At 40.2% G+C, this 25,351-nt stretch carries 24 protein-coding genes and 4 tRNA genes; 4 read left to right on the top strand and 24 right to left on the bottom strand.

Features of this window, described 5'->3' with window-relative positions:
- Positions 1 to 16 precede the first annotated feature (16 nt).
- Positions 17 to 1,339: an MFS transporter gene (locus tag NQ782_RS15785; RefSeq protein WP_031959527.1), complete on the bottom strand. Its 1,323-nt coding sequence runs from the start codon at positions 1,337 to 1,339 to the stop codon at positions 17 to 19.
- Positions 1,340 to 1,564: 225 nt separating this feature from the next.
- Entirely contained in the window at positions 1,565 to 2,785 is a 1,221-nt protein-coding gene (locus NQ782_RS15790; protein ID WP_001016271.1) for an acyl-CoA dehydrogenase, read from the bottom strand.
- A 245-nt stretch (positions 2,786 to 3,030) separates the two neighbouring features.
- Between NQ782_RS15790 and NQ782_RS15795 the strand changes: the two genes are divergently transcribed.
- A complete protein-coding gene (locus tag NQ782_RS15795; RefSeq protein ID WP_001254610.1) occupies positions 3,031 to 3,978 on the top strand; it encodes a LysR substrate-binding domain-containing protein in 948 nt (315 codons plus the stop codon).
- Between the two features lie 93 nt (positions 3,979 to 4,071).
- Here NQ782_RS15795 and NQ782_RS15800 read toward each other — a convergent pair whose 3' ends face one another.
- Entirely contained in the window at positions 4,072 to 5,247 is a 1,176-nt protein-coding gene (locus tag NQ782_RS15800; protein ID WP_057094000.1) for a zinc-binding dehydrogenase, read from the bottom strand.
- 401 nt (positions 5,248 to 5,648) lie between these two features.
- On the opposite strand from NQ782_RS15800, the gene add reads away from it, so the two are divergent.
- Positions 5,649 to 6,644: an adenosine deaminase gene (gene add, locus NQ782_RS15805; protein ID WP_057093998.1), complete on the top strand. Its 996-nt coding sequence runs from the start codon at positions 5,649 to 5,651 to the stop codon at positions 6,642 to 6,644.
- Positions 6,645 to 6,898: 254 nt separating this feature from the next.
- Here the strand turns inward: add and NQ782_RS15810 are convergent.
- The 14 genes from NQ782_RS15810 to rpe form a co-directional block, all read right to left on the bottom strand.
- A tRNA-Pro gene (locus NQ782_RS15810) sits at positions 6,899 to 6,975 on the bottom strand.
- Between the two features lie 4 nt (positions 6,976 to 6,979).
- Positions 6,980 to 7,055: transfer RNA gene (locus tag NQ782_RS15815), tRNA-His, on the bottom strand.
- Positions 7,056 to 7,088: 33 nt separating this feature from the next.
- Positions 7,089 to 7,165, bottom strand: a tRNA-Arg gene (locus NQ782_RS15820).
- Between the two features lie 56 nt (positions 7,166 to 7,221).
- Positions 7,222 to 7,298 (bottom strand) — tRNA-Pro (locus NQ782_RS15825).
- A gap of 142 nt (positions 7,299 to 7,440) precedes the next feature.
- A complete protein-coding gene (gene nadA / locus NQ782_RS15830) occupies positions 7,441 to 8,505 on the bottom strand; it encodes a quinolinate synthase NadA (protein WP_001278262.1) in 1,065 nt (354 codons plus the stop codon).
- Between the two features lie 146 nt (positions 8,506 to 8,651).
- Positions 8,652 to 9,872: a bifunctional glutamate N-acetyltransferase/amino-acid acetyltransferase ArgJ gene (gene argJ / locus NQ782_RS15835; protein WP_000268130.1), complete on the bottom strand. Its 1,221-nt coding sequence runs from the start codon at positions 9,870 to 9,872 to the stop codon at positions 8,652 to 8,654.
- A gap of 136 nt (positions 9,873 to 10,008) precedes the next feature.
- Positions 10,009 to 10,488, bottom strand: a complete 480-nt coding sequence (locus NQ782_RS15840) for a methylated-DNA--[protein]-cysteine S-methyltransferase (protein ID WP_000927479.1) — start codon at positions 10,486 to 10,488, stop codon at positions 10,009 to 10,011.
- Between the two features lie 11 nt (positions 10,489 to 10,499).
- On the bottom strand, positions 10,500 to 10,820 hold the full coding sequence (locus tag NQ782_RS15845; protein WP_000312237.1) for a multidrug efflux SMR transporter: 321 nt from the start codon (positions 10,818 to 10,820) through the stop codon (positions 10,500 to 10,502).
- A 149-nt stretch (positions 10,821 to 10,969) separates the two neighbouring features.
- Positions 10,970 to 11,965: a cation transporter gene (locus NQ782_RS15850; RefSeq protein WP_057093401.1), complete on the bottom strand. Its 996-nt coding sequence runs from the start codon at positions 11,963 to 11,965 to the stop codon at positions 10,970 to 10,972.
- A gap of 28 nt (positions 11,966 to 11,993) precedes the next feature.
- Complete coding sequence (locus NQ782_RS15855; RefSeq protein WP_001223254.1) at positions 11,994 to 12,749, bottom strand: copper resistance protein B; 756 nt, start codon at positions 12,747 to 12,749, stop codon at positions 11,994 to 11,996.
- The gene (locus NQ782_RS15860; RefSeq protein ID WP_057093402.1) at positions 12,736 to 14,670 is read right to left on the bottom strand and encodes a copper resistance system multicopper oxidase; all 1,935 of its coding nucleotides are present in this window, start codon (positions 14,668 to 14,670) and stop codon (positions 12,736 to 12,738) included. The genes NQ782_RS15855 and NQ782_RS15860 overlap by 14 nt, the downstream gene beginning before the upstream one ends.
- 40 nt (positions 14,671 to 14,710) lie before the next feature.
- Positions 14,711 to 15,106 (bottom strand): hypothetical protein, encoded by a 396-nt coding sequence (locus NQ782_RS15865; RefSeq protein ID WP_000174926.1) that lies wholly within the window; start codon positions 15,104 to 15,106, stop codon positions 14,711 to 14,713.
- 101 nt (positions 15,107 to 15,207) lie between these two features.
- Positions 15,208 to 16,029, bottom strand: coding sequence for a Cof-type HAD-IIB family hydrolase (locus NQ782_RS15870; protein ID WP_000216425.1), 822 nt, complete (start codon positions 16,027 to 16,029; stop codon positions 15,208 to 15,210).
- 356 nt (positions 16,030 to 16,385) lie between these two features.
- Positions 16,386 to 17,072 (bottom strand): ribulose-phosphate 3-epimerase, encoded by a 687-nt coding sequence (gene rpe, locus NQ782_RS15875; protein WP_000043044.1) that lies wholly within the window; start codon positions 17,070 to 17,072, stop codon positions 16,386 to 16,388.
- Between the two features lie 184 nt (positions 17,073 to 17,256).
- On the opposite strand from rpe, the gene NQ782_RS15880 reads away from it, so the two are divergent.
- Positions 17,257 to 17,529 (top strand): DUF2218 domain-containing protein, encoded by a 273-nt coding sequence (locus NQ782_RS15880; protein WP_000843456.1) that lies wholly within the window; start codon positions 17,257 to 17,259, stop codon positions 17,527 to 17,529.
- Here the strand turns inward: NQ782_RS15880 and fghA are convergent, their stop codons facing one another.
- The 6 genes from fghA to NQ782_RS15910 all read right to left on the bottom strand — a co-directional run bounded on the left by fghA (position 17,530) and on the right by NQ782_RS15910 (position 22,712).
- Entirely contained in the window at positions 17,530 to 18,378 is an 849-nt protein-coding gene (gene fghA, locus NQ782_RS15885; protein WP_057093404.1) for an S-formylglutathione hydrolase, read from the bottom strand.
- Positions 18,347 to 19,798, bottom strand: a complete 1,452-nt coding sequence (locus tag NQ782_RS15890; RefSeq protein WP_000566255.1) for a C13 family peptidase — start codon at positions 19,796 to 19,798, stop codon at positions 18,347 to 18,349. Before NQ782_RS15890 ends, fghA begins: the two co-directional genes overlap by 32 nt.
- A gap of 136 nt (positions 19,799 to 19,934) precedes the next feature.
- A complete protein-coding gene (locus NQ782_RS15895) occupies positions 19,935 to 20,726 on the bottom strand; it encodes a class I SAM-dependent methyltransferase (protein ID WP_057093407.1) in 792 nt (263 codons plus the stop codon).
- Positions 20,727 to 20,737: 11 nt separating this feature from the next.
- Entirely contained in the window at positions 20,738 to 21,403 is a 666-nt protein-coding gene (gene tsaB, locus NQ782_RS15900; protein WP_000770249.1) for a tRNA (adenosine(37)-N6)-threonylcarbamoyltransferase complex dimerization subunit type 1 TsaB, read from the bottom strand.
- A 132-nt stretch (positions 21,404 to 21,535) separates the two neighbouring features.
- On the bottom strand, positions 21,536 to 22,063 hold the full coding sequence (locus NQ782_RS15905; RefSeq protein WP_086223200.1) for a gamma carbonic anhydrase family protein: 528 nt from the start codon (positions 22,061 to 22,063) through the stop codon (positions 21,536 to 21,538).
- A gap of 22 nt (positions 22,064 to 22,085) precedes the next feature.
- Complete coding sequence (locus NQ782_RS15910; RefSeq protein ID WP_002000136.1) at positions 22,086 to 22,712, bottom strand: CoA pyrophosphatase; 627 nt, start codon at positions 22,710 to 22,712, stop codon at positions 22,086 to 22,088.
- A gap of 114 nt (positions 22,713 to 22,826) precedes the next feature.
- Here NQ782_RS15910 and NQ782_RS15915 point away from each other — a divergent pair, with 114 nt between their 5' ends.
- Entirely contained in the window at positions 22,827 to 23,375 is a 549-nt protein-coding gene (locus tag NQ782_RS15915; RefSeq protein ID WP_000006665.1) for an NUDIX hydrolase, read from the top strand.
- 47 nt (positions 23,376 to 23,422) lie between these two features.
- Here NQ782_RS15915 and NQ782_RS15920 read toward each other — a convergent pair whose 3' ends face one another.
- Positions 23,423 to 25,348 carry a hypothetical protein gene (locus NQ782_RS15920; RefSeq protein WP_057093409.1) on the bottom strand — a complete coding sequence of 642 codons (1,926 nt, stop codon included), beginning with the start codon at positions 25,346 to 25,348 and terminating at the stop codon, positions 23,423 to 23,425.
- Positions 25,349 to 25,351 lie beyond the last annotated feature (3 nt).

A 25,351-nucleotide genomic window follows, 5' to 3' on the forward strand; every position in this document is an offset into this window, starting at 1 on the left:
ACCTTCCTGTCATTGTTTATGATTGTCTTTGTGGATCGTACTGACGATCTTTAATAAATAAGCCTGGCAATACACCCGCAACAAAATACGCAGCGCCCATCACAATAAAGGCCATGGTAAACGTCCCGCCCGATGCTAAGAAACCAATCGTGGCTGGTGCAATAGCGGCCCCGACACGACCAATGTTATAAGCACCGCCAATGGCTGTTCCGCGCACATCGGTTGAAAAACTTTCAGCCATATAAGTCGCGTTCACACCATATGGAATGCCATATAAGAAGCCAAAGGTGATCAATAAATACAAAATATTGTCAGGAGTATTGAAGAAAATAATGATTGGCAAGAACACGGCGCTGGCTATTGTTCCAAACACAAAAACAGCACGGCGGTTAAATTTATCAGCAAGATAACCCGCTAAAATTTTGCCTAAAATCATTGCAGTATATGAACCCACCATATAACTGGTTAAGTTTTTAAAGTTCATATGCACTTCTGTTTCTAAATAACTTGGCATCCAGTTGTTAATGCCGTAATAACCGAACTGCAAGAAGAATGCTGTGGTCATCCACAACAAAAACATCTTGCGGTGCTTAAAGTTATTAAAAATTTGCTTATAAATACTGCCACTTTTCGGCTTTTCAGCCACCACCATTTCTTTAGGTTGTCTATTGCCTTGCAAGCTTTCAATTTTGGTGAGCTGCCAAGATTTTGGCTCTGGCACAAATCGTTGTAGAAAAATATTAACGAAAGCAGGTACTACGGTCAGGAAGAATAAAACGCGCCAGCCATGATCTGGAATAATTGCGCCAGCTAATAACGTTGCAGCAATATAACCTACAGTCTGGCCCGTCTGTAACGTGCCCAAGACCGTTGTACGGTAAGTGGTTGGCACATATTCAGCCATTAAGGTATTACAGGCCATATAGAGTGCTCCGATTCCTAAAGCACCTATAAAACGTAGAGCCATAAATTGCTCGAAGCTTTGCGTAAAGCCTAACAAACAAGTCGCTACAGAAAAGAAAGTCACCGAGTTGGCAATGGTTCGTACACGGCCAAACTTGTCACATGCCCAGCCACCCAAAATACCGCCAATCCCCATACCTGCCAAGGAAGCACTGCCTAATGCACCCGCTTGAAAGGTACTTAAACCAAACTCTGCCTTTAAACTGGTCAAGCTATAAGACAGCAGCATAATATCAATGCCATCGACCACCATCGCAAAATAGGCAAATAACAACGCCCATTTCCATGTATGAGGTCCAATCCTTTCGTATGTTCCAAGATTACTTGGAAATGTATTTCTTAATTCTTTCGATATTACTTGAACGTCATTGTTCATCTTTAGTTCCTCATTTTCCCAAATGAGTCATCGGTAGCTTACTTATGTTTTCTGTATGACTTAATCTTCTATATTTTCATCATCTTACATTTGGTTTTAAGTACACAGAGACACATCTTCACATGAGTATCCTTACGATGAATCTTGTCATTTTCCATAAATTTTTGCGTAAAAATCCCTAAAGGTGCTCCCGAAAGAACACCTCTATTTTTAAAAATGAGTGTGTTAGTTACTAAATGCGGCAATACCAGTTTGTGCACGACCTAAAATCAAGGCATGAACGTCATGTGTACCCTCGTAGGTATTTACGACTTCAAGATTGACCAAATGGCGTGCCACACCAAACTCGTCACTAATGCCGTTTCCACCCATCATGTCACGTGCCATGCGGGCAATATCAAGCGCCTTTCCACAGTTGTTACGCTTAATTAGAGATGTACCCTCAACTGATGCAATGCCTTCATCTTTCATGCGGCCAAAACGTAAAGCTGCCTGTAAACCCAAAGCAATTTCAGTTTGCATATCTGCCAGCTTCTTTTGAATCAATTGATTTGCAGCCAACGGGCGACCAAATTGTTTGCGGTCCATGGTGTATTGATGTGCTGTATGCCAACAGAACTCGGCAGCACCCATCGCCCCCCATGCAATGCCATAACGAGCACTGTTCAAACAGGTAAATGGGCCTTTTAAGCCTCGAATTTCAGGGAATGCATTTTCTTCAGGTACAAAAACGTTATCCATCACGATTTCACCCGTAATCGAGGCACGTAAACCGACCTTGCCATGAATAGCTGGCGCAGATAGGCCTTCCCAGCCCTTTTCTAAAATGAAGCCGCGAATATCACCGACATTGCCTTCAGCAGAAACTTCTTTTGCCCAAACCACAAATACATCTGCAATTGGACTGTTGGTAATCCACATTTTGGCGCCACTTAAACGGTAACCACCTTCAACTTTTTTAGCACGGGTAATCATACTGCCCGGATCTGAACCATGGTCAGGTTCGGTCAAACCAAAACAACCAATGTATTCACCAGTAGCCAGTTTAGGTAAGTACTTCTGCTTTTGCTCTTCAGTACCAAATTCATGAATCGGAACCATGACTAATGAGCTTTGCACGCTCGCCATAGAGCGGTAGCCCGAGTCGACATATTCAATTTCACGCGCAACCAAACCATAACTCACATAGTTCAAACCCGCGCCGCCATATTGCTCAGGAATGGTTGGGCCAAGTAAGCCAAGCTCTCCCATTTCACGGAAAATAGATGGATCTGTTGTTTCATGACGGAATTGTTCAAGTACACGGGGTTGCAAACGTTCTTGACAATAAGCATGAGCCGCATCACGAATCATGCGCTCATCTGGGCTAAGCTGTTGCTCAATTAAAAATGGGTCTTGCCAGTTAAATTGAACTTTTGCTTTTTTTGTTGTCACCATGTGATTCATCGCATCCTCTGCTTGATTTGATCTTCTTTATTTAACTCGATGTTATGCGTGAAAAATGCAGTAATCAAACGATAAATGTTCATGCAGATATGCGACTTACGCATATTTAAAATGGGTCGCATTAAATTTAACTATTTAATTCGTTGTATTTCATTAAAAATGACTTATTTTTATACTAAACTCGGATATCTGCATTTAGGTCATATGCTGTTTTGAAATATGATGACAAATAAAAGGATTTATTTATGCGAAGAAGTATCCCGTCCATTCAGGGTCTAATTTGCTTTGAAAGTGCAGCGAAACATCTAAGTTATACCTATGCTGCGCAAGAGTTATGTATTACCCAAAGTGCAGTCTCGCGCCAAATTCAGCAGTTAGAAGATTTCTTGGGTGTTGAACTCTTTATACGTACTCGGCATGGCGTTGAACTCACCATTGCAGGTCAGCAGTATTTTAAAAGCATTAAACCCTATTTGTTAGGGCTAGAGAAATGTACAGCCGATGTGATTTCTCATAAAGGTTTAGGTGGAACATTAAAGTTAGGCGTGGTGCCTACCTTTGCAACGCGCTGGCTGTTACCCAAGCTCCATCTTTTAAATCAAAAACACCCTGAAATTACAGTACATTTAGAAACCAGTACCAAACCCTTTTTATTTAATGACAATATTTTTGACGCTGCGATTTTCGCAGGTACGCAGCAGCAAATTGACCATTGGCCCGGCATACAAGCGCATTATTTAATGGATGAAGAAATTGTACCTGTATGCTCGCCAAGGCTAATCGAAAAGTATTTTCCAGATGCTGTGATGATCAATGAAAATACCTATGATTTAAGCCCAGAAGATCTGCTAAAAATCCCCCTGCTACAACAAACCACTCGGCCAAGCATTTGGCAAGAATGGTTTCTCACTCATCACATGCAGCACCCTAAGCCTTTTGATGGACAGCGCCATGAGTTATTTTCGATGCTTGCCGTTGCTGCCAGTCATGACATGGGAATGGCTTTAATTCCACAAATGTTGATTGAGTCTGAACTACAAAAAAAGGAACTGGTGATTGTTTCCAATAAAAAATTAAAAGGCAGCCGAAAGTACTACCTCATCCATTCGAGCCAAGACATCTCACCGACTATTCAAAAATTTGTTGAGTGGATTTACCAAGAACTAGAACAACTAAAGACTAATACGAATTAGCTCAGCAGGTTTTACTTATGCTCAATACTCATAAAAAAAGGTTGTGATTAATCAAATCATAACCTTTTTAGTTAAGTGTAAATGACTTTGAAATTAATGACTCATCAATTGAATATCTGAACCGCTACGTTTAGGGTCAATCAAGATTTTGGCGTGCTGTTCAGGGTCACGTAATGCTTCAAATGCATTAGTTACGCCTTTTAGGCCAACAACACCGGTAATGAGCGGTGAACAGTTCACTTTACCTTCTGCAATCATGTGCAGCGCATCTCTAAACTCAAGTGGTGTATAGCCCAACACAAACTGAATTTCTAGCTCTTTATTAATCGCAAGTGCTGGTTCTATTTTGTCACTTTGCATGCATACACCCACCCCAACAATTCGAGAAAACAAAGGTGCACCTTCAATAATTTGCTGCAAAACGCCCGGTACGCCCACACACTCAAAAATAACAGGACGTTTTGGCAGAGCGCCCAATTTATCAATCATGCGCCATCCATGCCACCAAGGTAAGCGTGTCGCTTGTAACTTATCAAACAGTCCCATGCCCATGTTAATGGCATCCGAAACATTGCCAAGTAAACCAAATTCTTTCCAGTTGGCAAATGGCGATGTCTCTTTAGGGTCTACCACAATATCCGCACCACATTGCTCGGCAAGCTTACGTCGGTTTGGAGAAAAGTCACTGGCAACTACGGTTTTAACCCCAGCAGCTTTAAGCATTAATATGACACCTAGCCCGACAGGACCACAGCCAATCACAATCGCAGGTTCACTTGTTTTTACACGGCTACGGCGAACAGCATGCAATGCAACCGCCATAGGTTCGGTCATGGCAGCACTATCCGCATCTAGACCGTTGGGTACTTCAAACATCAAGCTTGATTGAGCCAATACTTGCTCGGCATAGCCACCCGAAGCATTTGGGGAAAGCCCTGTAGACAAATAACCATGCTGATCTACATTCAAAAGCGGCATTGCGCAAACGAGTGTATCCGCTTTAAATTTATGGCGTGTTTTTGGACCGTAGTCTAAAACCTTGCCGCAAAACTCATGTCCAAGTACAAATGGGTCTGTAGACTTCGCTAAACCATTAAACCCGACACGTGCAGCCAAATCATGCATGTGGTCGCAGTGATGCTGCATATGTAAATCTGAACCACAGATCCCACATCGCACCACTTCCAATAAAACTTGTCCTTTTGCAGGTGTTAAGTTCGGTTGGTCCACTACTTGCAATGTTGCTTGATGACAAAGTACCGACTTCATTTGAGTGCTTCCTATTTCTTCTTTTTCATTTACTTGCCAGAAATAGATTTCTACAGATAAATTAATCGCTTTATCGGTTTGGTCTTTAGCAAGCCTTTATTCATCTTTACAAGTAAAAGGCAAAATACCAATGACCATTCTTCAGCCAATCCACTCTTAAAGAGTCAACAAAAAAAGGCTCAGCGAAATTAAAAACAATAAAAATCTTGGTGCTTGTATCTTACACAGACTGTGTTGTCTTCTTAGGCCAGAACAATGTCATCAAAATTAAAACTTATACAAATATAGTAATTTCAAAAAACTCAACTCAACCATTTTCACAAAAACATAGCAAATCCAAACTTTTATCAGTGCATCTAAACAGGCATGATGAATTGATGCAAACAGATAAGAAGAAATTTATGATTACTAAAACGCTCCCGCTTACAGATATACACCGCCACCTTGATGGCAACATCCGCATTCAAACCATTTTAGAGTTGGGGCAACAATACAATTTAGATTTGCCTGCTTACGACATTGAATCTTTACGACCACACGTACAAGTGATGGATAACCAACCCGACTTATTAAGTTTTTTATCTAAGCTCGATTGGGGCGTAAAAGTATTAGCCAGTTTAGATGCCTGTAAACGTATTGCTTTTGAAAACATGCAGGATGCAGCACAGCAAGGACTAGACTATGTAGAACTACGTTTTTCACCGGGTTATATGGGAATGACCCATCAACTTCCACTTGAAGGCGTAGTTGAAGCTGTGATTGCTGGAATAAAAGAAGGTAGTCAGGCGTACGGCGTAAAAGCGAATTTAATTGGTATTATGAGTCGTACTTTTGGTCAAGAAGCCTGCGAAAAAGAATTAAATGCCCTCCTTGCCCATAAAAACGATATTAAAGCACTGGATCTTGCTGGAGATGAGCTTGGTTTTCCGGGCAATTTATTTATTGATCACTTTAAAAAAGCACGTGATGCAGGTTGGCACATTACCGTACACGCAGGCGAAGCTGCTGGCCCAGAAAGTATTTGGCAAGCCATTGAAGAATTAGGTGCAGAACGGATTGGACATGGTGTTAAAGCAGTTCAAGATTTAAAACTTCTAGATTATTTGGCTAAACACCAGATTGGGATTGAATCTTGTCTCACCTCAAATATTCAAACCAACACAGTGCCTTCTTTAGCAGAGCATCCATTAAAGACTTTTTTAGAACATGGAGTGCTTGCTACCATTAATACGGATGACCCAGCAGTAGAAGGCATTGAGATAGAGCATGAATATTTAACTGCTGCCCCACTAGCAGGTTTAAGCCCTGAGCAAATTTATACAGCTCAAGAAAATGGACTTAAAATCGCATTTTTATCAGAACAAGAAAAAGATGAGTTAAAACAGAAATATCAATAACAGAGAACAGAGAACAGAGAACAGAGAACAGAGAACAGAGAACAGAGAACAGAGAACAGAGAACAGAGAACAGAGAACAGAGAACAGAGAACAGAGAACAGAGAACAGAGCTTATATAAATAAGTTCAGATATTGGAGCAATTTGGAATTAAAATTTTATTATAGAAAACAAAAAAAATTCCTTCTATCCATAAGATAAGAGGAAATGATTTTAATATATGGGATATTTTAGAAAGCTTGAACGCTTTTAAATATGGTCGGAGCAGTAGGATTCGAACCTACGACCCCCTGGTCCCAAACCAGGTGCACTACCAGGCTGTGCTATGCTCCGAAATTGGGGTGAATGACGGGATTCGAACCCGCGACAACTGGAATCACAATCCAGGGCTCTACCAACTGAGCTACATCCACCATCAAATAAGTTCTATGTACCAAGCTACCAAATGGCGCGCCTGACAGGATTCGAACCTGTGACCATCCGCTTAGAAGGCGGATGCTCTATCCAACTGAGCTACAGGCGCTTAACCGATGATGCTTATCATGCGATACTTCGCCGATCTTAAAATATTCTTTTAAGTGGTCGGAGCAGTAGGATTCGAACCTACGACCCCCTGGTCCCAAACCAGGTGCACTACCAGGCTGTGCTATGCTCCGATCTATCTCAGCTTTTGCTGTATCGCACATCGTGCGGTACGGTGTGCATTCTAGGCGCGACGCCCTCAGACGTCAACACCTATTGTCAAAAAAAGTTAAAAATCCTTATCAAATGTATATTTAACAAGCATTTTGAGGCTTTTTAACGTTTTAATGATGCACTAAAGGCTAACATTCGATCTAAAGGCATTTTGGCACGTTCAGCAAGTGCTGGGTCAACGTGTATTTCTTGATCACCTTTTTGTAAAACTTCTAAAATTCCATCAAGTTCATTCATCGCCATCCACGGACAGTGTGCACATGAACGACAAGTTGCCCCCTCACCCGCTGTTGGGGCTTCAACCAGAATCTTATCTGGTACTGCTTGCTGCATTTTGTAGAAAATGCCACGGTCCGTTGCCACGATTAAACGTTGGTGTGGCAAAGTTTGTGCAGCTTTAATCAATTGAGATGTACTACCCACTGCATCTGCAATTTCTACCACCGACTCTGGTGACTCAGGATGGACCAATACAGCCGCATCTGGGTACAGTGCTTTCATGTTAGCAATGCCACGTGCACGGAATTCTTCATGCACAATACATGCGCCATCCCAAAGCAACATATCAGCGCCGGTTTTCTTTTGAATATAACGGCCTAAGTGCTGATCTGGTGCCCAAATAATTTTTTCACCTAAGCTATCTAGATGCTCAACAATTTCAACTGCACAGCTTGAAGTCACCACCCAATCCGCACGAGCTTTAACAGCAGCCGATGTATTGGCATAAACTACTACAGTGTGGTCAGGGTGCTGATCACAAAATGCCGTGAACTCATCGACTGGACAACCTAAGTCAAGTGAACAGGTTGCCTCAAGTGTCGGCATAAGAATTGTTTTTTCAGGAGACAGAATTTTTGCTGTTTCACCCATAAACTTAACGCCAGCCACAACCAGTGTAGAGGCTGCATGATCTCGTCCAAAACGGGCCATTTCTAAAGAGTCAGAAACGCATCCACCTGTTTTTTCGGCAAGTTCTTGTACATCTGGATCGCAATAGTAGTGAGCAACAAGGACAGCATCACGTTTTTTGAGCTCTGCTTCGATCTGTGCAAACTTTTGTTGTTTTGCTTCTTCACTTAGGCGGTTGTCTTTTGGTTCACCTAAACGGTCTAAATGCGCTTGTACAATGTTTTTTGCATCGTTGGCAATTAAAGTCGCATCACTCATAAAACGTCTTCTCTATCCTTCATGCTGGCATTCCTGCTCGCATATAACGTTACTGCTTAAACGATTTACTAAATTCAATCATTTAATATCAAAAGATGGGGCTAATAAAAAAGCCTCTTTGTCGAGGCTTGATTATAACTGAATATTTACGAACGGTAATCTGCATTAATCTTGACATAGTCGTAAGATAAGTCACACGTATATACCGTGTCTTTGGCTTGTCCGCGGCCTAAGTCAACACGAATGGTAATTTCGGTTTGTGCCATTACACGAGCACCTGCTTCTTCGGTATAGTCCTCGGCTGCGCCACCATCTTTACAGATTTGCACGTCGTCTAACCATACCTGAATTTTAGACACGTCTAAGTCTTTCACTCCAGCATAGCCGATTGCAGCTAAAATACGTCCCCAGTTCGGATCAGATGCAAAAAGTGCAGTTTTAACAAGTGGTGAATGCGCAATACTATAAGCAATGTCACAACATTCTTGAGTATTTGCACCACCTTCAACAGCAACAGTAATAAACTTGGTTGCACCTTCTCCATCACGGACAATTAACTGTGCTAAACGGTTCATTACACGAGCAAGTACTTCTAACACTTTAGCGTAGCGTACATCGCTTTCCGATGTAATTTCAGCACCACCAGCCTGACCAGTTGCCACAAAAATACAAGAGTCATTTGTTGAGGTATCACCATCAATGGTAATACGGTTAAATGAATGCTCAACTGTAGTCTTTAATAGCTTTTGTACTAAATCACGGCGAATAGGCGCATCTGTTGCTACAAAGCTCAGCATAGTTGCCATGTTTGGACGGATCATCCCAGCGCCTTTACTAATACCGGTCATGGTATAAGTCATACCATCAAGCTCAAATTGTTCAGATGCGCCTTTTGGCACTGTGTCTGTTGTCATAATGCCAGATGCCGCATCACTCCATGCAGCGTCTTGTACGCTATTTAATGCAGGTTGTAAGCCAGCGAGTAAACGTTCCATCGGAAGCTGCTCACCAATCACGCCTGTTGAAAATGGAAGTACTTCGAAACTGTTAACGCCAGCAAGCTCCGCTAACTTTGCACAAGTATCCTGAGCATTTTTCAAACCTGTAGGACCAGTACCAGCATTGGCATTACCTGTATTAATCACTAAATAGCGCGGATTGCCTTCGGCAAGATGAGCTTTAGATACATGAACAGGTGCCGCACAGAATGCATTTTGCGTAAATACACCTGCAACATTTGAACCTTCTGCAAATTCAAAAATGACTAGATCTCGTCGGTTTGGGTAACGTACATATGCTTCTGTTGAGCCAATTTTTACACCTTTTACCACATGCATTTGTGGCATTGTTACGTCACCGACAGCCATTTTTAGAACATCCAGAGTTTGTTATGAAAAGATTAATATTTCAGAAAATAGCGAGGTTATAAAACACGCTTTATATGAAATATCAGAATTGACAGCTTATTAGAAAAGCCTAAAAAAATCGAGCGCTAAAAATAGCTTATTTTTGCTCTAATCTTAATAAAATATCTTTCTTATCAAGACCACCGGCAAAACCAACCAAAGCTCCGCCCGCACCAATTACTCGGTGACAAGGTGCAATAATTGAAATCGGATTTTTGCCATTTGCAGCACCCACTGCTCGCACTGCTTTTTCATTTCCGATCTGAACGGCAATATCTTTATAACTTCTTGTTTCACCATACGGAATCGTCAGTAATGCCGCCCAGACCTGCTTTTGAAATGCAGTCCCTTCAAAATCTAGTGGTAATGTAAACTCACGGCGTTTGCCTTCAAAATATTCTTGTAATTGTTGTTCGGTCTTTAATAAAACTGGATGCTCAAGTTGTTCGACCAGCTCAGCCAATCGAACACGTTTTGGATTTTCATTGTCCCAAAGTACTGCCACCAAAGCATTTTCATTCGCAACCAGCTTTAATTGCCCAACAGGCGAATTGATATACTTATAAGACAGCAACATACTTAATCCTCTTAGGATGGAGATGAAATTTTCATTAGAACCAGTCCAGATACAATCAGTACAGCGGCAATCATTCTCATCGCACCAATAGGCTCATGAAGAAAGAAAATACCAACTAAAAATGATCCAATTGCACCAATGCCTGTCCAAACCGTATAAGCAGTACCAAGGGGTAAAGTTTTCATTGAAATTGAAAGCAGAACTACACTCAAAATCATAAAAACTACGGTAATAATACTAGGTGTTAAGCGTGTAAAACCTTCAGACATTTTCATAGAATATGCCCAAATCACTTCAAATACACCTGCTAAAATTAAAATAGCCCAAGCCATAACATTCACTAATTTTTATAGTGTCAGGTCGTCCCGACATGATTACCCATTATGGGGGAGGTCGTTCCTCCAGTATGTGAAGACTCAGTTTACTTTAAAATAAAAAATGAAGGCAAACCCGAACTCAAACTTGCCTCTATCAGAAAATATTATTCATTTTTTAACTGTAAAATTTTTCGTGCACCACTTAAAACGAACAAAACAATAATCAATCCAATAATTAAATCAGGATAACGAGAGCCTGTGATTGCAACCAGTATTCCCGCAATAATGACACCTAAGTTGACGATGACATCATTTGCAGAAAATATATAACTCGCCTTCATATGTGCCCCGCTCTCCTTATGGTCACTCATTAAGTAAAGACAACTAATGTTGGCCGCAAGCGCTAATCCCCCAATTAAAATCATTAAAATTGAAACTGGTTCACTGCCATATATAAAACGGCGCAGCACATCAATTAAAACGATTATGGCTAAACCAAACTGAAACCATCCGGAAAGATGTGCAGCCTTTAATTGAGCGTCAAGGTTTTTACCCACCACAAATAATGCAATACCATAAATTGCAGCATCGGCAAACATATCGAGCGAGTCAGCAATTAACCCTGTGGAAGAGGCAATAATGCCTGCCATTAACTCAATGACAAACATGACCCCATTAATCAGTAACAGCCATTGTAGAACTTGTTTTTGTGCTGCATTAGTTGAGGAACTTGGTCGAACCTTTTTGGGTTTTTCAATAGGCTCATAATGTGGTTGGGTTTGTTGTAATTCGGCTCCTAAACCTAGACGTTGCAGGCACTGCGTAATCTTTTCATCTTGAGTACTGTGATACACCGCTAAGTGGCGGGCGGGCAAATCAAAATAAAGTTCTTGAATATGCTCAGCATAAGAAGCTAAAGCCATTCGTACCATTTGTTCTTCGGCTGCACAATCCATACGGGGAATATGATAATAACTCACCCATTGGGTTTTATTTACCCTAGGTTCACTTGCCACAGAAAAGTCCTGAGCTGCTACATTTGAGCACCCACAGCTAGAACAGCTTTTATTTACATTTATTTGATTCTCTTGTTTTTCTAAAGCCATCTTTGCACCATAACTGACACAAAAAACAATGCCATCAGTATAAACCAATGGCATGTCATTAAGCTTACTTTTTGTTCGGCAATTAGAATTTTAGTGTTAACCCAGCTCCATAATACCAACCATGTTCTGAGTCGGTTCCAGTTTGCCAAGCGGTTTGTTTTAAACCTTTTTCATAACCATAACCGAAATCAACAAATGGCATTACCTTTTTATTGATTTCATAACGGGTTTGAAAGCCAGCTTGTAAACTCGACAGGCCTGTTTTACTGGCATAGCGAGATTCATCTTGTAAAACAATATCTGCTTTTAAATAGGGCTTACCAATCAACTTTTGAGTAAAAAGCAAATCTCTTTCTGTCTCTAGGCTTAACTTCCATAACTGATCTTCACCTACATAAAGATAAGCATCGGTTTCAAAGAAGTAAGGCGCCATGCCATGTAAGCCCACTACACCAGCCCAACGATCTTGCTTTTCGTCTTCCCGTTGTAAACGTTCATAGTTTACCCCGGCCTGTACATCCCAATAGTCAGCCACATTGCGGCTATAAAGTAATGAACCGCCATAATTAGCTTCTTCTGACTCGGCTTTATCCACATGGGCTTTAATGAACAATTTATTTTCATCCGTTCCCACCCAGCTTTCCAATTCAGAAGAAAAACTGCCTTCACCCTCTTCATTTTGGGTCCAGCCAGTATCAATCTTTGTTGCTTGATAAACCTGTCCGCCATGTTCGCGTAAATGATCGTGTGTTAAAGGTTCTTGAGCAAAAGCAAATACAGATATACCCGAGAAAGCACCGCAACATATCATTTGAGAAAATAACTTAGTGATGCGCATGACTAGCTCCTTTCTCATTTTCAGATTGAACAGTTGGCTGGGACTGAGAGGGTTGTTGCCCATCGTTGACTTGAGCAACAATTAATTTATTCATCATTCCAGCACTCATGTGATAGAGCAGATGGCAATGAATCGCCCATTCTCCCAAAGCATCGGCTGTCAATAACGCAGTAACGGTCTTTCCGGGTGGAACAATAATGGTATGTTTATTTGGTAAGTTTTCAGCTTGTTGACCATTTTCCAATTGCATAAACATGCCATGTAAATGCATTGGATGAGCCATCATACTGTCATTCACAAACTTCAAGCGTATGCGTTCACCATACTTAACTTGTAAAGGTGTCGTGTCACTAAATTTCTTGCCATTAATGGTCCAGATATAACGCTCCATGTTGCCGCCTAAACGAATAACAAGCTCTCGTTCTGGCGCACGTGTATCTGGTTGAGGATTTAAAGATTGCAAATCGCTATATTGCAGTGCCTTCATACCAGCTGGCGTTGAAGCATTTGCCCAGCCATAAACTGGTTCATCCTTTTTAGGCTTATTCTCAGATTGAGCAGGCATCTCATGATTCATATTCATCATAGGGTGGTCATGCTCGCTAGATGACATTGCCTGCATATCATGGTTCATTTCAGACATCGCTGACATATCATGTTTCATGTGCATCATGGAATGATCATGCCCGTCAGATGACATATTTTTCATGTCATGATCCATTTTCATCATTGTGTGATCATGATTAGCCTGACTCGTCTCTTTTTTCATTTCAGGCATGGCCGACATGTCATGTTGCATGTTCATTTGATGGCCAGCATGTTCATTACTTCCATCACCATGACTCATGCCCATATCATCCATGGTCAATAAAGCACGTGGGCGTGGTATTGGCATTTGGACTGGCCCCACAGCCTGCGTATTTTCATTGTGCAAAGTACCGATAGCAAAACCACTACGGTCAATAGACTCTGCTTCAATCTGATAATTTGGCTGTTTAGGTTCCACAATGACATCGTAGGTTTCAGCTGTACCAATACGAAACTCATCAATTGCTACAGGTTTAACTGGCTGCCCATCTGCACTTACAACTGTCATTTTCAAATTTGGAATTCTGACATCAAAAAATGACATTGCTGATGCATTAATAAATCGCAATCGAACCTTATCACCAGCTTTAAAATTAGCTGTCCAGTTTTGCTGAGGAGTCTTGCCGTTGACTAAGAAGGTATAGCCCGTCACATCAGACATATCGGTTTTTAACATCCGCATCTGATTCCACATCGAACGATCTTGCCAAGTTGCTTTTAAGCCCTGTGCTTTAACTTGCTTCCATACATCAGATACAGTTTCACGGCGGTTTTGATAATACTCAGCAGATTTCTTCAAATTCTTCATAATGCTATCGCTAGAAGAATCATGGAAATCTGAAAGCATCACTACATAATCACGATCAGTTTTTTCATGCGCCGCAACTGGTATTTTGCCTTTTGGGTAAATCACAAGCGGCCCATATAAACCGTCTTGCTCTTGGCCTTTACTATGGGCGTGATACCAATATGTGCCATTTTGTTTCACCTTAAAGCGGTAAACAAAATCTCCATTTGGAGCAATCCCTTTAAAATTATTAAAACCCGGCACACCATCCATTAACCCTGGCAGTAACAACCCATGCCAGTGTAAAGAGGTATCTTGATTCTTTAATTGATTATGGACGCGAATAACAGCCTCATCCCCCTCTTCAAACTCAAGGAGTGGTGCTGTAAATTTTCCATTTACGGTAATTCGTTTAAGGGGTTTGCCCGTAACATTGACTTGTTGTTCATTAATATTAAGGTGATATTCCTTAATTGCCGCGAGAGTCCATGGTGAAACCAATAGACCAAATACAGCGACGAGGCTGCTAATCGTTTTATGAGACATTGCTTTAATCCTTTTAACTAAAAAAATAAGTAAGAAAGGATTAAGCTTTTGGTGGACGTAAGATTTCTTGCCAGTATCCGGCTAAATGCTGTGCCTGATAAATACTACTAAATTGAGATGGAATAGGAATAAATGATGATTCAATATCTGGTATAGCTTGCTGTAAAGCCAGATTTACCATCTGACAATGGACCGGGTTACAGTCTTGGCAGTGTTCACCATGTTGGTGAGAAACCTGACTCATAGATTGATGACACGTTGCCTGCTCATCAGCTTGAATATGCATAGAGTGATGTTTCATTTGCTCACTATGACACGGCATAGTATGAAGATCATGCTGCATAGGTGTCTGAGCAATAGACACACCACTCCACCCAATAACTAAAGTCATCAGGAACACAAACCAAGCATACTTGCGTAAGTGTTGCAGTGTCATCATTTATTGCCTTGAGCAATCTATTTATCTTAGTTGTATTAGCATAACCAAGTTTTTAAACAGATACAATTTTCCATCTTAGTTGATTGTTGTTAAGGTCATTAAGCAAATGGAGGCTGATGCTGAAGAACTAAGTCAATCACCTGTAATGCACCTTCTTGCTCATTATTTGCAGTTGTGTAAGGAGCAACGGCTTTTAAGGCTTCAACTGCATTTTCGACTGCAAACCCATAACCTGCTGCTTTAATCATCTGGATATCATTATTGTTATCACCAATCGCAACGACTTGATCGGGTTGAACCTGCCATTTTTGCAATAATAGCTTCAAACCATGTGCTTTGTGCTGGTCCGGAAGAATCAAATCGATAAAATTAAAGCCACTTGAGACTGGTACCAAAACCTTATCTTTTACAAAACTTTGCTTCTGAAAATGCTCAAAAATTGTAAAACTTTCATTTTCCTGCGCAGTAAAAGTAATTTTACACACCAAGTCATCTAGTGCATAAAAGTCATCTATAACCGTCAGCTTTTCAAAATAGCGAGCGACTTTAGCATAATCTTCCGCGTTCATACTGCTATGCACATAAGCACTCTGTTTTCCGCAGATCACCATTTTAGAGGTATACACTGGGTCAATCGCATTTAAAATCTCAACGAATTGCTCTTTGCTTAAATGAGCAAAAGCTAACTCTTGCCCCGCATCTACAACATGAGCACCATTTTCGGCAATAAAAGCAATCTCATGATTAATTTCTGGAAAATACGTAACAAGCTTTGCAAGCTGATTACCACTAGCGACTACAAAACGGATATTATTTTGTTTTAGTTGTTCATACTGTTTTAAAAAACGTGCTTTGTTGTACTGCTTCTTAGAATTAAGAAAAGTCCCATCCATATCTACCGCTAAAATTTTTACTGTCATTAATGATCTAGGTCTCTTACTAAAATCTTATTAAATCAAATTTAGCTTTATTTTTCATGACACTTTTACAGTTTTCTATTCAATATATTTTAAAAAGTTTTACACAAGCCCTCTCGTTTTTTGCACAGGTTATTTTTTAGCAAAGCTTAATAAAAAAACAGATCCCAAAATATCCCGATAGAATAGAAAAAGAACGCCAAAGCGTTCTTTTTTCATACATTTTGCTTAGAGAATAAACGGTTGATCTCATTTTGTTTATTTTACCAACATCTTATCCATATGGTTATCAACACAGTTATCCATACAGTTATAAACAAAGTTATCCACAAGTTTACTCTCAGCCTAATATTCTTTTTTTAAGCGTCTACACTACCGACTTTTGCAAGCTCTGCACGCATTTGATCAATCACAACTTTATAATCTGGTTGACCAAAAATTGCCGAGCCAGCAACGAACATATCAGCACCAGCTTCTGCAATTTCACGGATATTTGCAGGACCAACTCCACCGTCTACTTCTAAACGGATATCACGGCCACTTGCATCAATAATTTTACGCGCTTCACGTAATTTTTCTAAAGTCATTGGAATGAACTTTTGGCCACCAAAACCTGGGTTTACACTCATTAATAAAATTTGGTCAACTTTATCAAGAACATAGTCTAGATAATGCAATGGTGTTGCTGGGTTAAAAACTAATCCTGCTTTAGCACCACCAGACTTAATAAGCTGTAATGAACGGTCAATGTGATGAGAAGCTTCTGGGTGAAACGTAATGATATCTGCGCCTGCTTCTAGGAAATCACCAATAATACGGTCAACTGGAGATACCATTAAATGCACATCAACAGGAGCAGTAATTCCATAATTTTTTAAAGCCTTACACACACCTGCACCAAAAGTTAAATTTGGAACATAGTGATTATCCATCACATCAAAATGCACTACATCGGCACCTGCAGCTAACACTTTGTCTACATCTTCGCCTAAACGAGCAAAATCGGCAGATAAAATAGAAGGAGCAATCAAATAAGGCTTGGACATAGGTGGATGACCTGGCTAAAAATTTAAGGAGAGGCTAAAAATTATAACAAAAAAGAACCTACTTGGCCCGCTCTTCCTTGCTTAAATGACAACATTTCAAACTTGCAACGTAACGTTGCTACTATAGAATGCCAAGTGCCAAACGAATTTGTTAAGGTACATTAAACCAATGTGAGGATTGATAATGAAAAGCACAACTCATCTATTAACAAATGATGGAAAACGCATTGCAAAACGTCTAGTTAATCATTGGAAACATAAGTTTGAAGTACAAGAAACTGAACAAGATTTTAAAATCTTAATGCCTACCGCAACCATTACGCTTGCACCAGAAACAGAGCAGTTAAATGTTGCTATTGATAGTCAGTTAGATGACCACAACCACTTGGAAAAAGTTGTCCTTGATCATCTAAACCGCATGGCTCAACAAGAATTTCAGGTGGAATGGCAGCACTAATTATTCGCCAGCGACTTTTTCCAACTGGATTGCATGAAACTGCAAATGCTCATCCATAAAGGTCTGGATAAAATAATAGCCATGATCATAGCCAGCATGTTGTCTTAAAGTTAAAGGCTGTCCTGCCTTTAAACATGCTTGTTTAAATTTTTCAGGGTGAAGTTGTTCATAAAATTGGTCATCTAACCCCTGATCCACCAAAATTTCATTAAATACCGCACCATTTTTTGAGACTAAAGCCGTGGCATCATGAGCCAACCAGCTATCGCGGTCTGTACCTAAATAATGGCTAAATGCTTTTTCACCCCATGCACATTCGGTTGGCGCGCAAATCGGTGCAAATGCAGACACTGACTTAAACTTCTCAGGATATTTAAAAGCTAAAGTTAAGGCGCCATGTCCTCCCATCGAATGCCCAAAGATACCGATCTGTTGAGCATTGACTGGAAAACTTTTTAAAATAAGTGGATATAACTCATCGATTAAATAGCTTTCCATTTGATAATGCTCAGACCAAGGTGCTTCTGTGGCATTAATATAAAAGCCTGCGCCCTGACCTAGATCCCAATGGTCACCTACTGCAACTTGTTCACCACGAGGTGAAGTATCAGGTGTAATCAGTATAAGACTAAGCTGGGCTGCCATATGCTGTGCATGTGCCTTAATGGCAAAAGTTTCTTCAGTACATGTTAAACCCGCTAAGTAAAACAAAGTTGAGCAAGGTTTACCTTCTAAAGCAGCAGGTGGCAAATACACCCCAAACTTAGTAGAGCCTTTTAATAATTGAGAATCAAACTGATAAATGCGCTGCTCACCTTCAAAGCAGCGGTTTTTTTGCAGGAGTTGCATCGTTTTTAGCCTCTGTTTGTGTCTGAGCAATATTTACGCTACCTGTATTTGGTTGAGGAAAAAGATATTTTTCCAACTGAGGTAGCATAAGTTCCATATTTTTACCAATCATCCATTGTGGCTCTGAAGGTTCTACACCTTGAGCTACTTCCCATTTCGTCACTGTTTGCTTAGCGGCATTAAACGAATCTTTCATAGAAGACTGCTCTCGCATCGCCAAATCAAAGAAAGCTCGTCCAAAATAAGTATAGTCAGCTTCGTTATTACAACCGAACGAAGTTTTATCCGCAGCAGATGCCGTAATAATTAAAGTATCAGGTGACTGTAACGCCGGAATAAAACTTCCTGAGTAACAAGCAGAAATGACAATCACACGCCAACGTATCCCCGCTTTATCGAGCGTTTCACGTAACCATTTCGGATCGACTTGCCCCAAATCTAGAGGTGCATTTTCAATTTCAAAATGGTTTTGTTCACCGTGCGATGTCATATATAAAAATAACACATCACTATCACGGTTCATTTGCTGGCCCATACGGCGTAAGGCCAACTCTATACTGGTTTTAGATGCAATCGGGATTTCGGTTCGGGTATCCGGATTATTGACCAGCATCATTGAACGCCCGACTGTACCAAAACGCGTATCAAATTGTTCTTTAATACGAACCACTTCCGATTTAAAAACGTCTTGATAACTATCGCCTGCAACACCCAAGAAATACCAATGACTTTTAGCTAACTCACCATATTGAACTTGCTCTAAAGCATCATGAAGTAATTTACTTTGTGCATAAAAAGCATCTTCGGCAAAAGTAGGTGGAGAATCTTCCACTTTCCAAATAGGCTGATCTTTTACTGAAAGTTGCCAAACCACCATGGTCGCAATGGTCGCAACCATAACCAATGCCCGCTCCCACCAAGGCCACTTAAGCTCACGTGAGAACACCCAAATGACCGCCAAACTTTGCCACACAAAAAGTGCTACAAACAAACCAGGTAAAATACCGTTATAAATAGCATCCGGAATAAAGTTTAGATAACCATTAGATCCCAAATATTGAATTAAACACTGTATTAATAAAATATTGGTATCTAAAACCAACCACAATAAGGCTGGAACCAACATTAAACGCGGCTGATTAATACGCTGTGATAAGAAAATACCAACAATAAGCGCAATAAAAGGCCAAAGTGCGTATCCAATTAGACCTTGTGAGTTGAAGTCGCCAATTTGACCGGCAACAAGCCAACTATAAAGTGAGTTGGTACACCCACCTAATACTCCCCAAACAATGAGCTGAAGAATAGAGGGATGTACGATCTGTAAGGAACGTCTTGACCCCAAAAATAACCACATTCCGGCAAGCTGGTTACTTTTAAAATCATGCCAAAAGTTAATGGAAGGTTTGAGATCAATCATAAAAAGGTTTCAAAAATTTCGTTTTTGTCAGGCACCATAAGTGTATGCCTGCTAAGAATTTTAGCAATCATGCTTTTGAACTATATCACATATATTTGTGCATTATTCAAGCAATAAAACTTAACCTTACATAAGCTTACTGAAAGTAAGCATCAAAACGACAAGCATCCCCCTGCCACTGATGGGCTGGTTCTTGATTTGCTAAAAAAATAGCATGTCGTGGACGTTTTACAATCACTCGCTTTGCAACTTTTTTGGCTAGCTCAAGCAAATGATCACCCAAATCCATTTCTCCATCTTCGGGTAAAAGTAAATGCAAAAGCTGCATCTGCTTTTTGACTTGGGCTTGTTTTTTAATTGCTTGTTGATTTTGATCGCGCTGTGGGAACATCGGGTCAAGGTAGACCACATCAACTGTTTTTTCTTCTTGATCTAATTGCTGTAAATAGCTTGCAGAGTCAGCGAAGATCAGTTGGATACGATCCATAAATTGGCTTAAAAAGGGATCATGCTGTGCCTGAGCTTTTGAAGCTTCAAGTAAAGTAAATAAAATCGGATGACGCTCAACAAGCTGGATTTGGGCTCCTAGATAAGCCATAAGTAAGCTGTCATGACCTAAACCCGCTGTAGCATCGACCAGTACTGGCTTTTCACCTAACTGACAAGCACGAGCAATCATTTCCGATTTAAGAGTTGCTCGTTTTAAACGCGGAATTTCAGCTTTCCAGTCAGGCTGCATTTTCATGCCATTAGCAGATAACCAAAGTCCGTTTTCATCTACACAAAGAGCCAGTTCAGGGTTTAAGCGTAAGAAACGGGCATTAAGTTTTTCAATAGGCTGTAAATCGACAGTCACGCCTCTAGAATGAAGCACAGCTTGGTAGTGCTGTGCTTGTTCTTGAAAATCTACTTCAAAATATATGTGCATGCGCAGTGCCTTTAATTTGCTTTGCCCTGATCCGCAATTTTTTTCCATGCATCATCACGCAAGTAAACCGGTAAAGCATGTTCAGCATCAACCCACTGCTTTTGCGCTGCATACACACGTGCAATCGAAGCAATGTCTTGTGCAGTGGCAGTGATTGATTGATGTTCTGCATCAGTTTGAAGGAGCTTAGCACCCGAACCGATTAAGCAATGCTTTGCATAGGCAGCCGCTTGCTCGTAGTTCATTAATTTTTCTTCATCTATACACTGCATGATGCCTTGCTCATCTAGAACAAAACTTGCAATGTAAACTTCATTCATACGTGCATCGAGTACCGCAGTCACCTGTTCTAAACCTTCAAGTCGGTAAGCCGCTTGTGCTAAAGCCTGTAAGGTAGAAACTGGAATTACTGGTAAATCTTGAGACCAAGCTAAAGCCTGAGCAACTGCTGCATTAATTCGAACACCACTAAAAGAACCGGGCCCTCGACTAAAGGCAATTGCATCTAAACTCGCTACGTCAAGTCCGATTTGTTGTAACCCTTGCTCAATCATTGGCAAAATGGTCTGGGTTTGTGCTTTCGCTCGCGTATCGAGTTGGAAAAAGAGTTCTTGGGTTTCATCGATTAATGAAATGGAACATTGCTCGTTTGCAGTTTCCAACGCCAGCAGTTTCATGCACAACCTTAGTATTCAATCAGATTAAAAACGGAAGTTATGATACCCCACTCGGCTCTGATAGGCGAGTTGTTCCTATCTAAATAAAAATGCCAAGCTGGTGCTTGGCATAGAAAATATCTCGCTAAAATTTTAAAAGTAGAATTCTTTCAAATCGGCATAGCTTTTAAAGTGTTCAGCATAATGTAGTGCGCTCAAGCGTATTTTTGCTGCGCCTTCTTCATCTAAAGTTTTTACAATTTTGCCAGGTGAGCCCATTACCACTGAGTTATCTGGAATCACTTTACCTTCCGGTATTAAAGCATTCGCGCCAATAATACAGTTCTTACCAATCACGGCTCGATTTAAAATGACAGCATTCATACCAATCAAACTGTTATCACCAATCGTACAACCATGCAACATGACTTTATGCCCAACAGTGACATATTCGCCAATATTTAGCTCAAGGCCCGCATCAGTATGTAATACCGAATTTTCTTGAATATTAGAAAAATTACCAATCCGAACGACACAATTATCGGCACGCACTACAGCACCAAACCAAATACTGACCTGACGGCCTAGTTCTACTTGTCCAATAAGCGTTGCAGTTGGAGCAACCCAGCCATCCCATGGCTCATGTAAGGCTTTTGGATGCTGTCCTTGATAGCTATACATCATAATTTATCAGTCCTGATCTTTATTTTTTATGAGAAAATTTTGGCATTCCAAACGTTGGTGCATTCAGTAGAAATGGCCATTCTTTTTGGTAGCCTAAACCATATTTAAATAAGGCAATTAACATTCGCGCTGTGAGACCCCAAATAATTTCATTATCAATCTGCAAGCTTGGGAAGTATAAAGATTGATGAGCATATCGCACTTCATATGGTGTCGGACGCGTCTCTATAAGTTGCTGTAAAGGCACAAAGAAAATTCGATCAATTTCAGTGGGCTGAGGAATTAAAGTTACCTCAGGAGGAATAAGCCCAACAATCGGTTTTACAGACAAGCCACTTCTTGCACGTTGCATCGGCAAATCGCCTAACAACTGCACATCAAACGGATTTAAAGCCGTCTCTTCTTGAGCTTCTCTTAGCGCTACAACAATATTACTAGTATCACTAGGGTCACGCTTGCCACCAGGAAAAGAAACTTCCCCCGCATGGTTGTTCATATGTATTGAACGGCGTGTAAGCAGTACCTTAGGATTATTTTCATTCGTAATCGCAATAAGTACCGCAGCTTGTGCTTCTTGTATGCGGGTGGAAAAGCGCAATCTTTGCTGTAACTTTTGTGTTAGCAAGTGCTCTTCCATACCATTCACCTATTATTCTGTCTCTCTTTGCATCATATCTGAAAATCAAACTTAGGGAATAGAGTTGATGCGTAAGTCTAAAAATTCAGTTATGCTGAGGCATCTCTATACTCGATGATAATTATGAGTTTCTGTGTAGCGTGTGGGCATAAAACCGAACAAAAAATTCCTTTAGGTGATCATAAAGTACGCCGTGTTTGTACTCATTGTGGAAATATTCACTATGAAAACCCCAAAGTAATCTGCGGTGCCTTAGCGTTATGGGAAGATAAAGTACTACTTTGTCGTCGCGCGATTGAACCTCGTTATGGCTTATGGACTTTGCCTGCAGGTTATATGGAATTGTTCGAAACTATGGAACAAGGTGCGGCGCGTGAAACTCGTGAAGAGGCAGAAGCCGAGATTGAAATAGAACAACTTTATTGCATGTATAATATTCCCCGTATTGGGCAAATTTATGTGTTGTTCAAAGCCCAGCTTAAAGATGGCCTTTTCGGTGCTGGCGAAGAAAGTATCGAATGTCGACTGTTTGAAGAACATGAAATCCCATGGGGTGAACTTGCCTTTCCTAGTGTTGAACACACATTAAGACATTATTTTGAAGACCGTAAACAACAAGTTTTTCCAACACATCTAGAGACGTTAGGAACTCGTTTAGACCATACAGGCTAATCAATTAGATAATAAAAAAGACCGCTTTTGCGGTCTTTTTTAAACTCTTATTTTGTCTTAATTTGATAACAATCAGCGGTTCTAAGGGTTACTGTTCCAGCCATACGCTGTCCCAGTGCTTTTTCAGCTTCAGTTGGTGCAGGTGAGACATTTTCAATATTGTTATAAACTTGTTGATAAAAGGCATATGGATTCAACCAATTAACTGTCTTATTATCATAAGTCGTAAGATTTGCACCACTTGCCTGACCTTGTAATAGATTGGCAACGTTAATTTTTGCCCCACTTACTGTTAAAGATTGGCTACCTGTTTCTTTAATTGCTTGTATGACATTTGAGTTAAGGCCTACCACAATCCCATTCAGATTCCCTAATTGAGACTCAGCAAGAATCATTCTTACAGTAACGGATTTATCATTTGTGGAAGATTCTGTTCCTCCAGTTGTTCCTATACGATACTGTTGAACCCCATTGTTATCGATCATAGTATTATCAGAAACAACACCACATTGCCCAGACATATCGGTCGCCGTTGCATTAGGTTTGATATCAGTCCGAATATCCCCATATTCATCAACCACAATACCTAAATCAATTGGTGCAATACCAGCTGTATTGAACTGAAATCTTAATGTTGCATATAAAGGGAAAATATATGTTTGGCCTGTTGCTACATTTTTAGAAGTCTTAAAAATATCTTTTAAGAGGAAACTAGCAGGGCTGACCTTATAAATATCCATAGAGCCATTATAATTTTGGGTACCTACGGACTGTTTCCATAATGCATAATGTTGTGGGTTTGGAGTTTCAGTATTGGTTAAAGCTAAATACGAACTATCATGTCCGGCAATAAGTGAATCATTTAATAATTTACCTTGGTAAATTACTAAATCTTCATTTGTATTATTAGAAGTTTTCAAACGGAACGGCTGAGTTGATCTAATTTCTGTTTTTATTGGGTCAAGCCAAGTAGTCTGTGCATTGGCAATCATTTGAGTTGGTTTAGCTTTTGTCAATACCTCCAACACGGCTCCAATTGCTAGCTGGCTTGAGGTAGTGCTAGTCCCTTTCCATTGTAATCCATAACCAAATGTATAACCTTGACGGTCAGACAGCAAAAATAAGTTGCCAAATACATGTTGAGTATTCGCACTATTTTTTGAGCAATCTTTTAAATTCGTTAAATTACATCCATAAAAGTTTTCAGCAACTAAATTAGGTTTTGCCAAAGTAATATAATCTGATTGATATAATCCAACCAAACTTAAGTTTGCTAACTGGGTTATAAGGTCGAAAGCCTGCTCATCTGAAATCTGGCTTACATCTAACCATGGTTTTAACAAATTGACATAGGCCCCATTTTTCCATTCCGTTGCCGTGATATTTTGCAATACAACATTTAATGTATTTTTCTTATCTTCAGTAAATTGCGTTGGTTGTAAATCACCAACTACATTATCTCCTCTTTCCAAGCCAATGCTTTGGAAAACTTTTACTAATGCCATTGCTACGCGAATAGTAGGGTCACTAGGACTAAGCGATGTTGGAGTCTGCCCTGTTAATCCTATTGCCATATCTATGACTTTTAGACGAGGTGGTACAGTCATTTGAATTTTTGAGACTGAATCTAACTTAACTGAACCTAATTCTACTTTTCTTGGATTCTTAGCACCTTGCAAATAGAAGGTCGCTGTATCACCAACTTTACAAGAACCGATGACAATATTTCCTGAAGCTTTAGTAATAAAACTTTGGCTTCCAGTACTACTACAGGTAAAATTAAGACCAGCAATCGGGTAATCTAAAAAAAATTGTAGACAATCGCTATTCGTTACAGAACAGCTTCCACTAGAACTAGCTCCTCCTGATCCATTAGAAGGATTCTCATTAATTGTCGAACTTCCTCCACCACAACCATTTAACATCAATGCAATTGTGGTAAGAGCAAAAGGCCATAAAATTTTTTTATTCATTTA

The organism is Acinetobacter sp. BD54, assembly GCF_044778325.1.
Taxonomy (GTDB): Bacteria; Pseudomonadota; Gammaproteobacteria; order Pseudomonadales; family Moraxellaceae; genus Acinetobacter; species Acinetobacter baumannii.

Coding starts and splice junctions, on each gene's coding strand:
- NQ782_RS15785 (WP_031959527.1), bottom strand. CDS start 1,339: ATGAACAATGACGTTCAAGTAATATCGAAAGAATTAAGAAATACATTT.
- NQ782_RS15790 (WP_001016271.1), bottom strand. CDS start 2,785: ATGAATCACATGGTGACAACAAAAAAAGCAAAAGTTCAATTTAACTGG.
- NQ782_RS15795 (WP_001254610.1), top strand. CDS start 3,031: ATGCGAAGAAGTATCCCGTCCATTCAGGGTCTAATTTGCTTTGAAAGT.
- NQ782_RS15800 (WP_057094000.1), bottom strand. CDS start 5,247: ATGAAGTCGGTACTTTGTCATCAAGCAACATTGCAAGTAGTGGACCAA.
- add (WP_057093998.1), top strand. CDS start 5,649: ATGATTACTAAAACGCTCCCGCTTACAGATATACACCGCCACCTTGAT.
- nadA (WP_001278262.1), bottom strand. CDS start 8,505: ATGAGTGATGCGACTTTAATTGCCAACGATGCAAAAAACATTGTACAA.
- argJ (WP_000268130.1), bottom strand. CDS start 9,872: ATGGCTGTCGGTGACGTAACAATGCCACAAATGCATGTGGTAAAAGGT.
- NQ782_RS15840 (WP_000927479.1), bottom strand. CDS start 10,488: ATGTTGCTGTCTTATAAGTATATCAATTCGCCTGTTGGGCAATTAAAG.
- NQ782_RS15845 (WP_000312237.1), bottom strand. CDS start 10,820: ATGGCTTGGGCTATTTTAATTTTAGCAGGTGTATTTGAAGTGATTTGG.
- NQ782_RS15850 (WP_057093401.1), bottom strand. CDS start 11,965: ATGCCATTGGTTTATACTGATGGCATTGTTTTTTGTGTCAGTTATGGT.
- NQ782_RS15855 (WP_001223254.1), bottom strand. CDS start 12,749: ATGCGCATCACTAAGTTATTTTCTCAAATGATATGTTGCGGTGCTTTC.
- NQ782_RS15860 (WP_057093402.1), bottom strand. CDS start 14,670: ATGTCTCATAAAACGATTAGCAGCCTCGTCGCTGTATTTGGTCTATTG.
- NQ782_RS15865 (WP_000174926.1), bottom strand. CDS start 15,106: ATGACACTGCAACACTTACGCAAGTATGCTTGGTTTGTGTTCCTGATG.
- NQ782_RS15870 (WP_000216425.1), bottom strand. CDS start 16,029: ATGACAGTAAAAATTTTAGCGGTAGATATGGATGGGACTTTTCTTAAT.
- rpe (WP_000043044.1), bottom strand. CDS start 17,072: ATGTCCAAGCCTTATTTGATTGCTCCTTCTATTTTATCTGCCGATTTT.
- NQ782_RS15880 (WP_000843456.1), top strand. CDS start 17,257: ATGAAAAGCACAACTCATCTATTAACAAATGATGGAAAACGCATTGCA.
- fghA (WP_057093404.1), bottom strand. CDS start 18,378: ATGCAACTCCTGCAAAAAAACCGCTGCTTTGAAGGTGAGCAGCGCATT.
- NQ782_RS15890 (WP_000566255.1), bottom strand. CDS start 19,798: ATGATTGATCTCAAACCTTCCATTAACTTTTGGCATGATTTTAAAAGT.
- NQ782_RS15895 (WP_057093407.1), bottom strand. CDS start 20,726: ATGCACATATATTTTGAAGTAGATTTTCAAGAACAAGCACAGCACTAC.
- tsaB (WP_000770249.1), bottom strand. CDS start 21,403: ATGAAACTGCTGGCGTTGGAAACTGCAAACGAGCAATGTTCCATTTCA.
- NQ782_RS15905 (WP_086223200.1), bottom strand. CDS start 22,063: ATGTATAGCTATCAAGGACAGCATCCAAAAGCCTTACATGAGCCATGG.
- NQ782_RS15915 (WP_000006665.1), top strand. CDS start 22,827: ATGAGTTTCTGTGTAGCGTGTGGGCATAAAACCGAACAAAAAATTCCT.
- NQ782_RS15920 (WP_057093409.1), bottom strand. CDS start 25,348: ATGAATAAAAAAATTTTATGGCCTTTTGCTCTTACCACAATTGCATTG.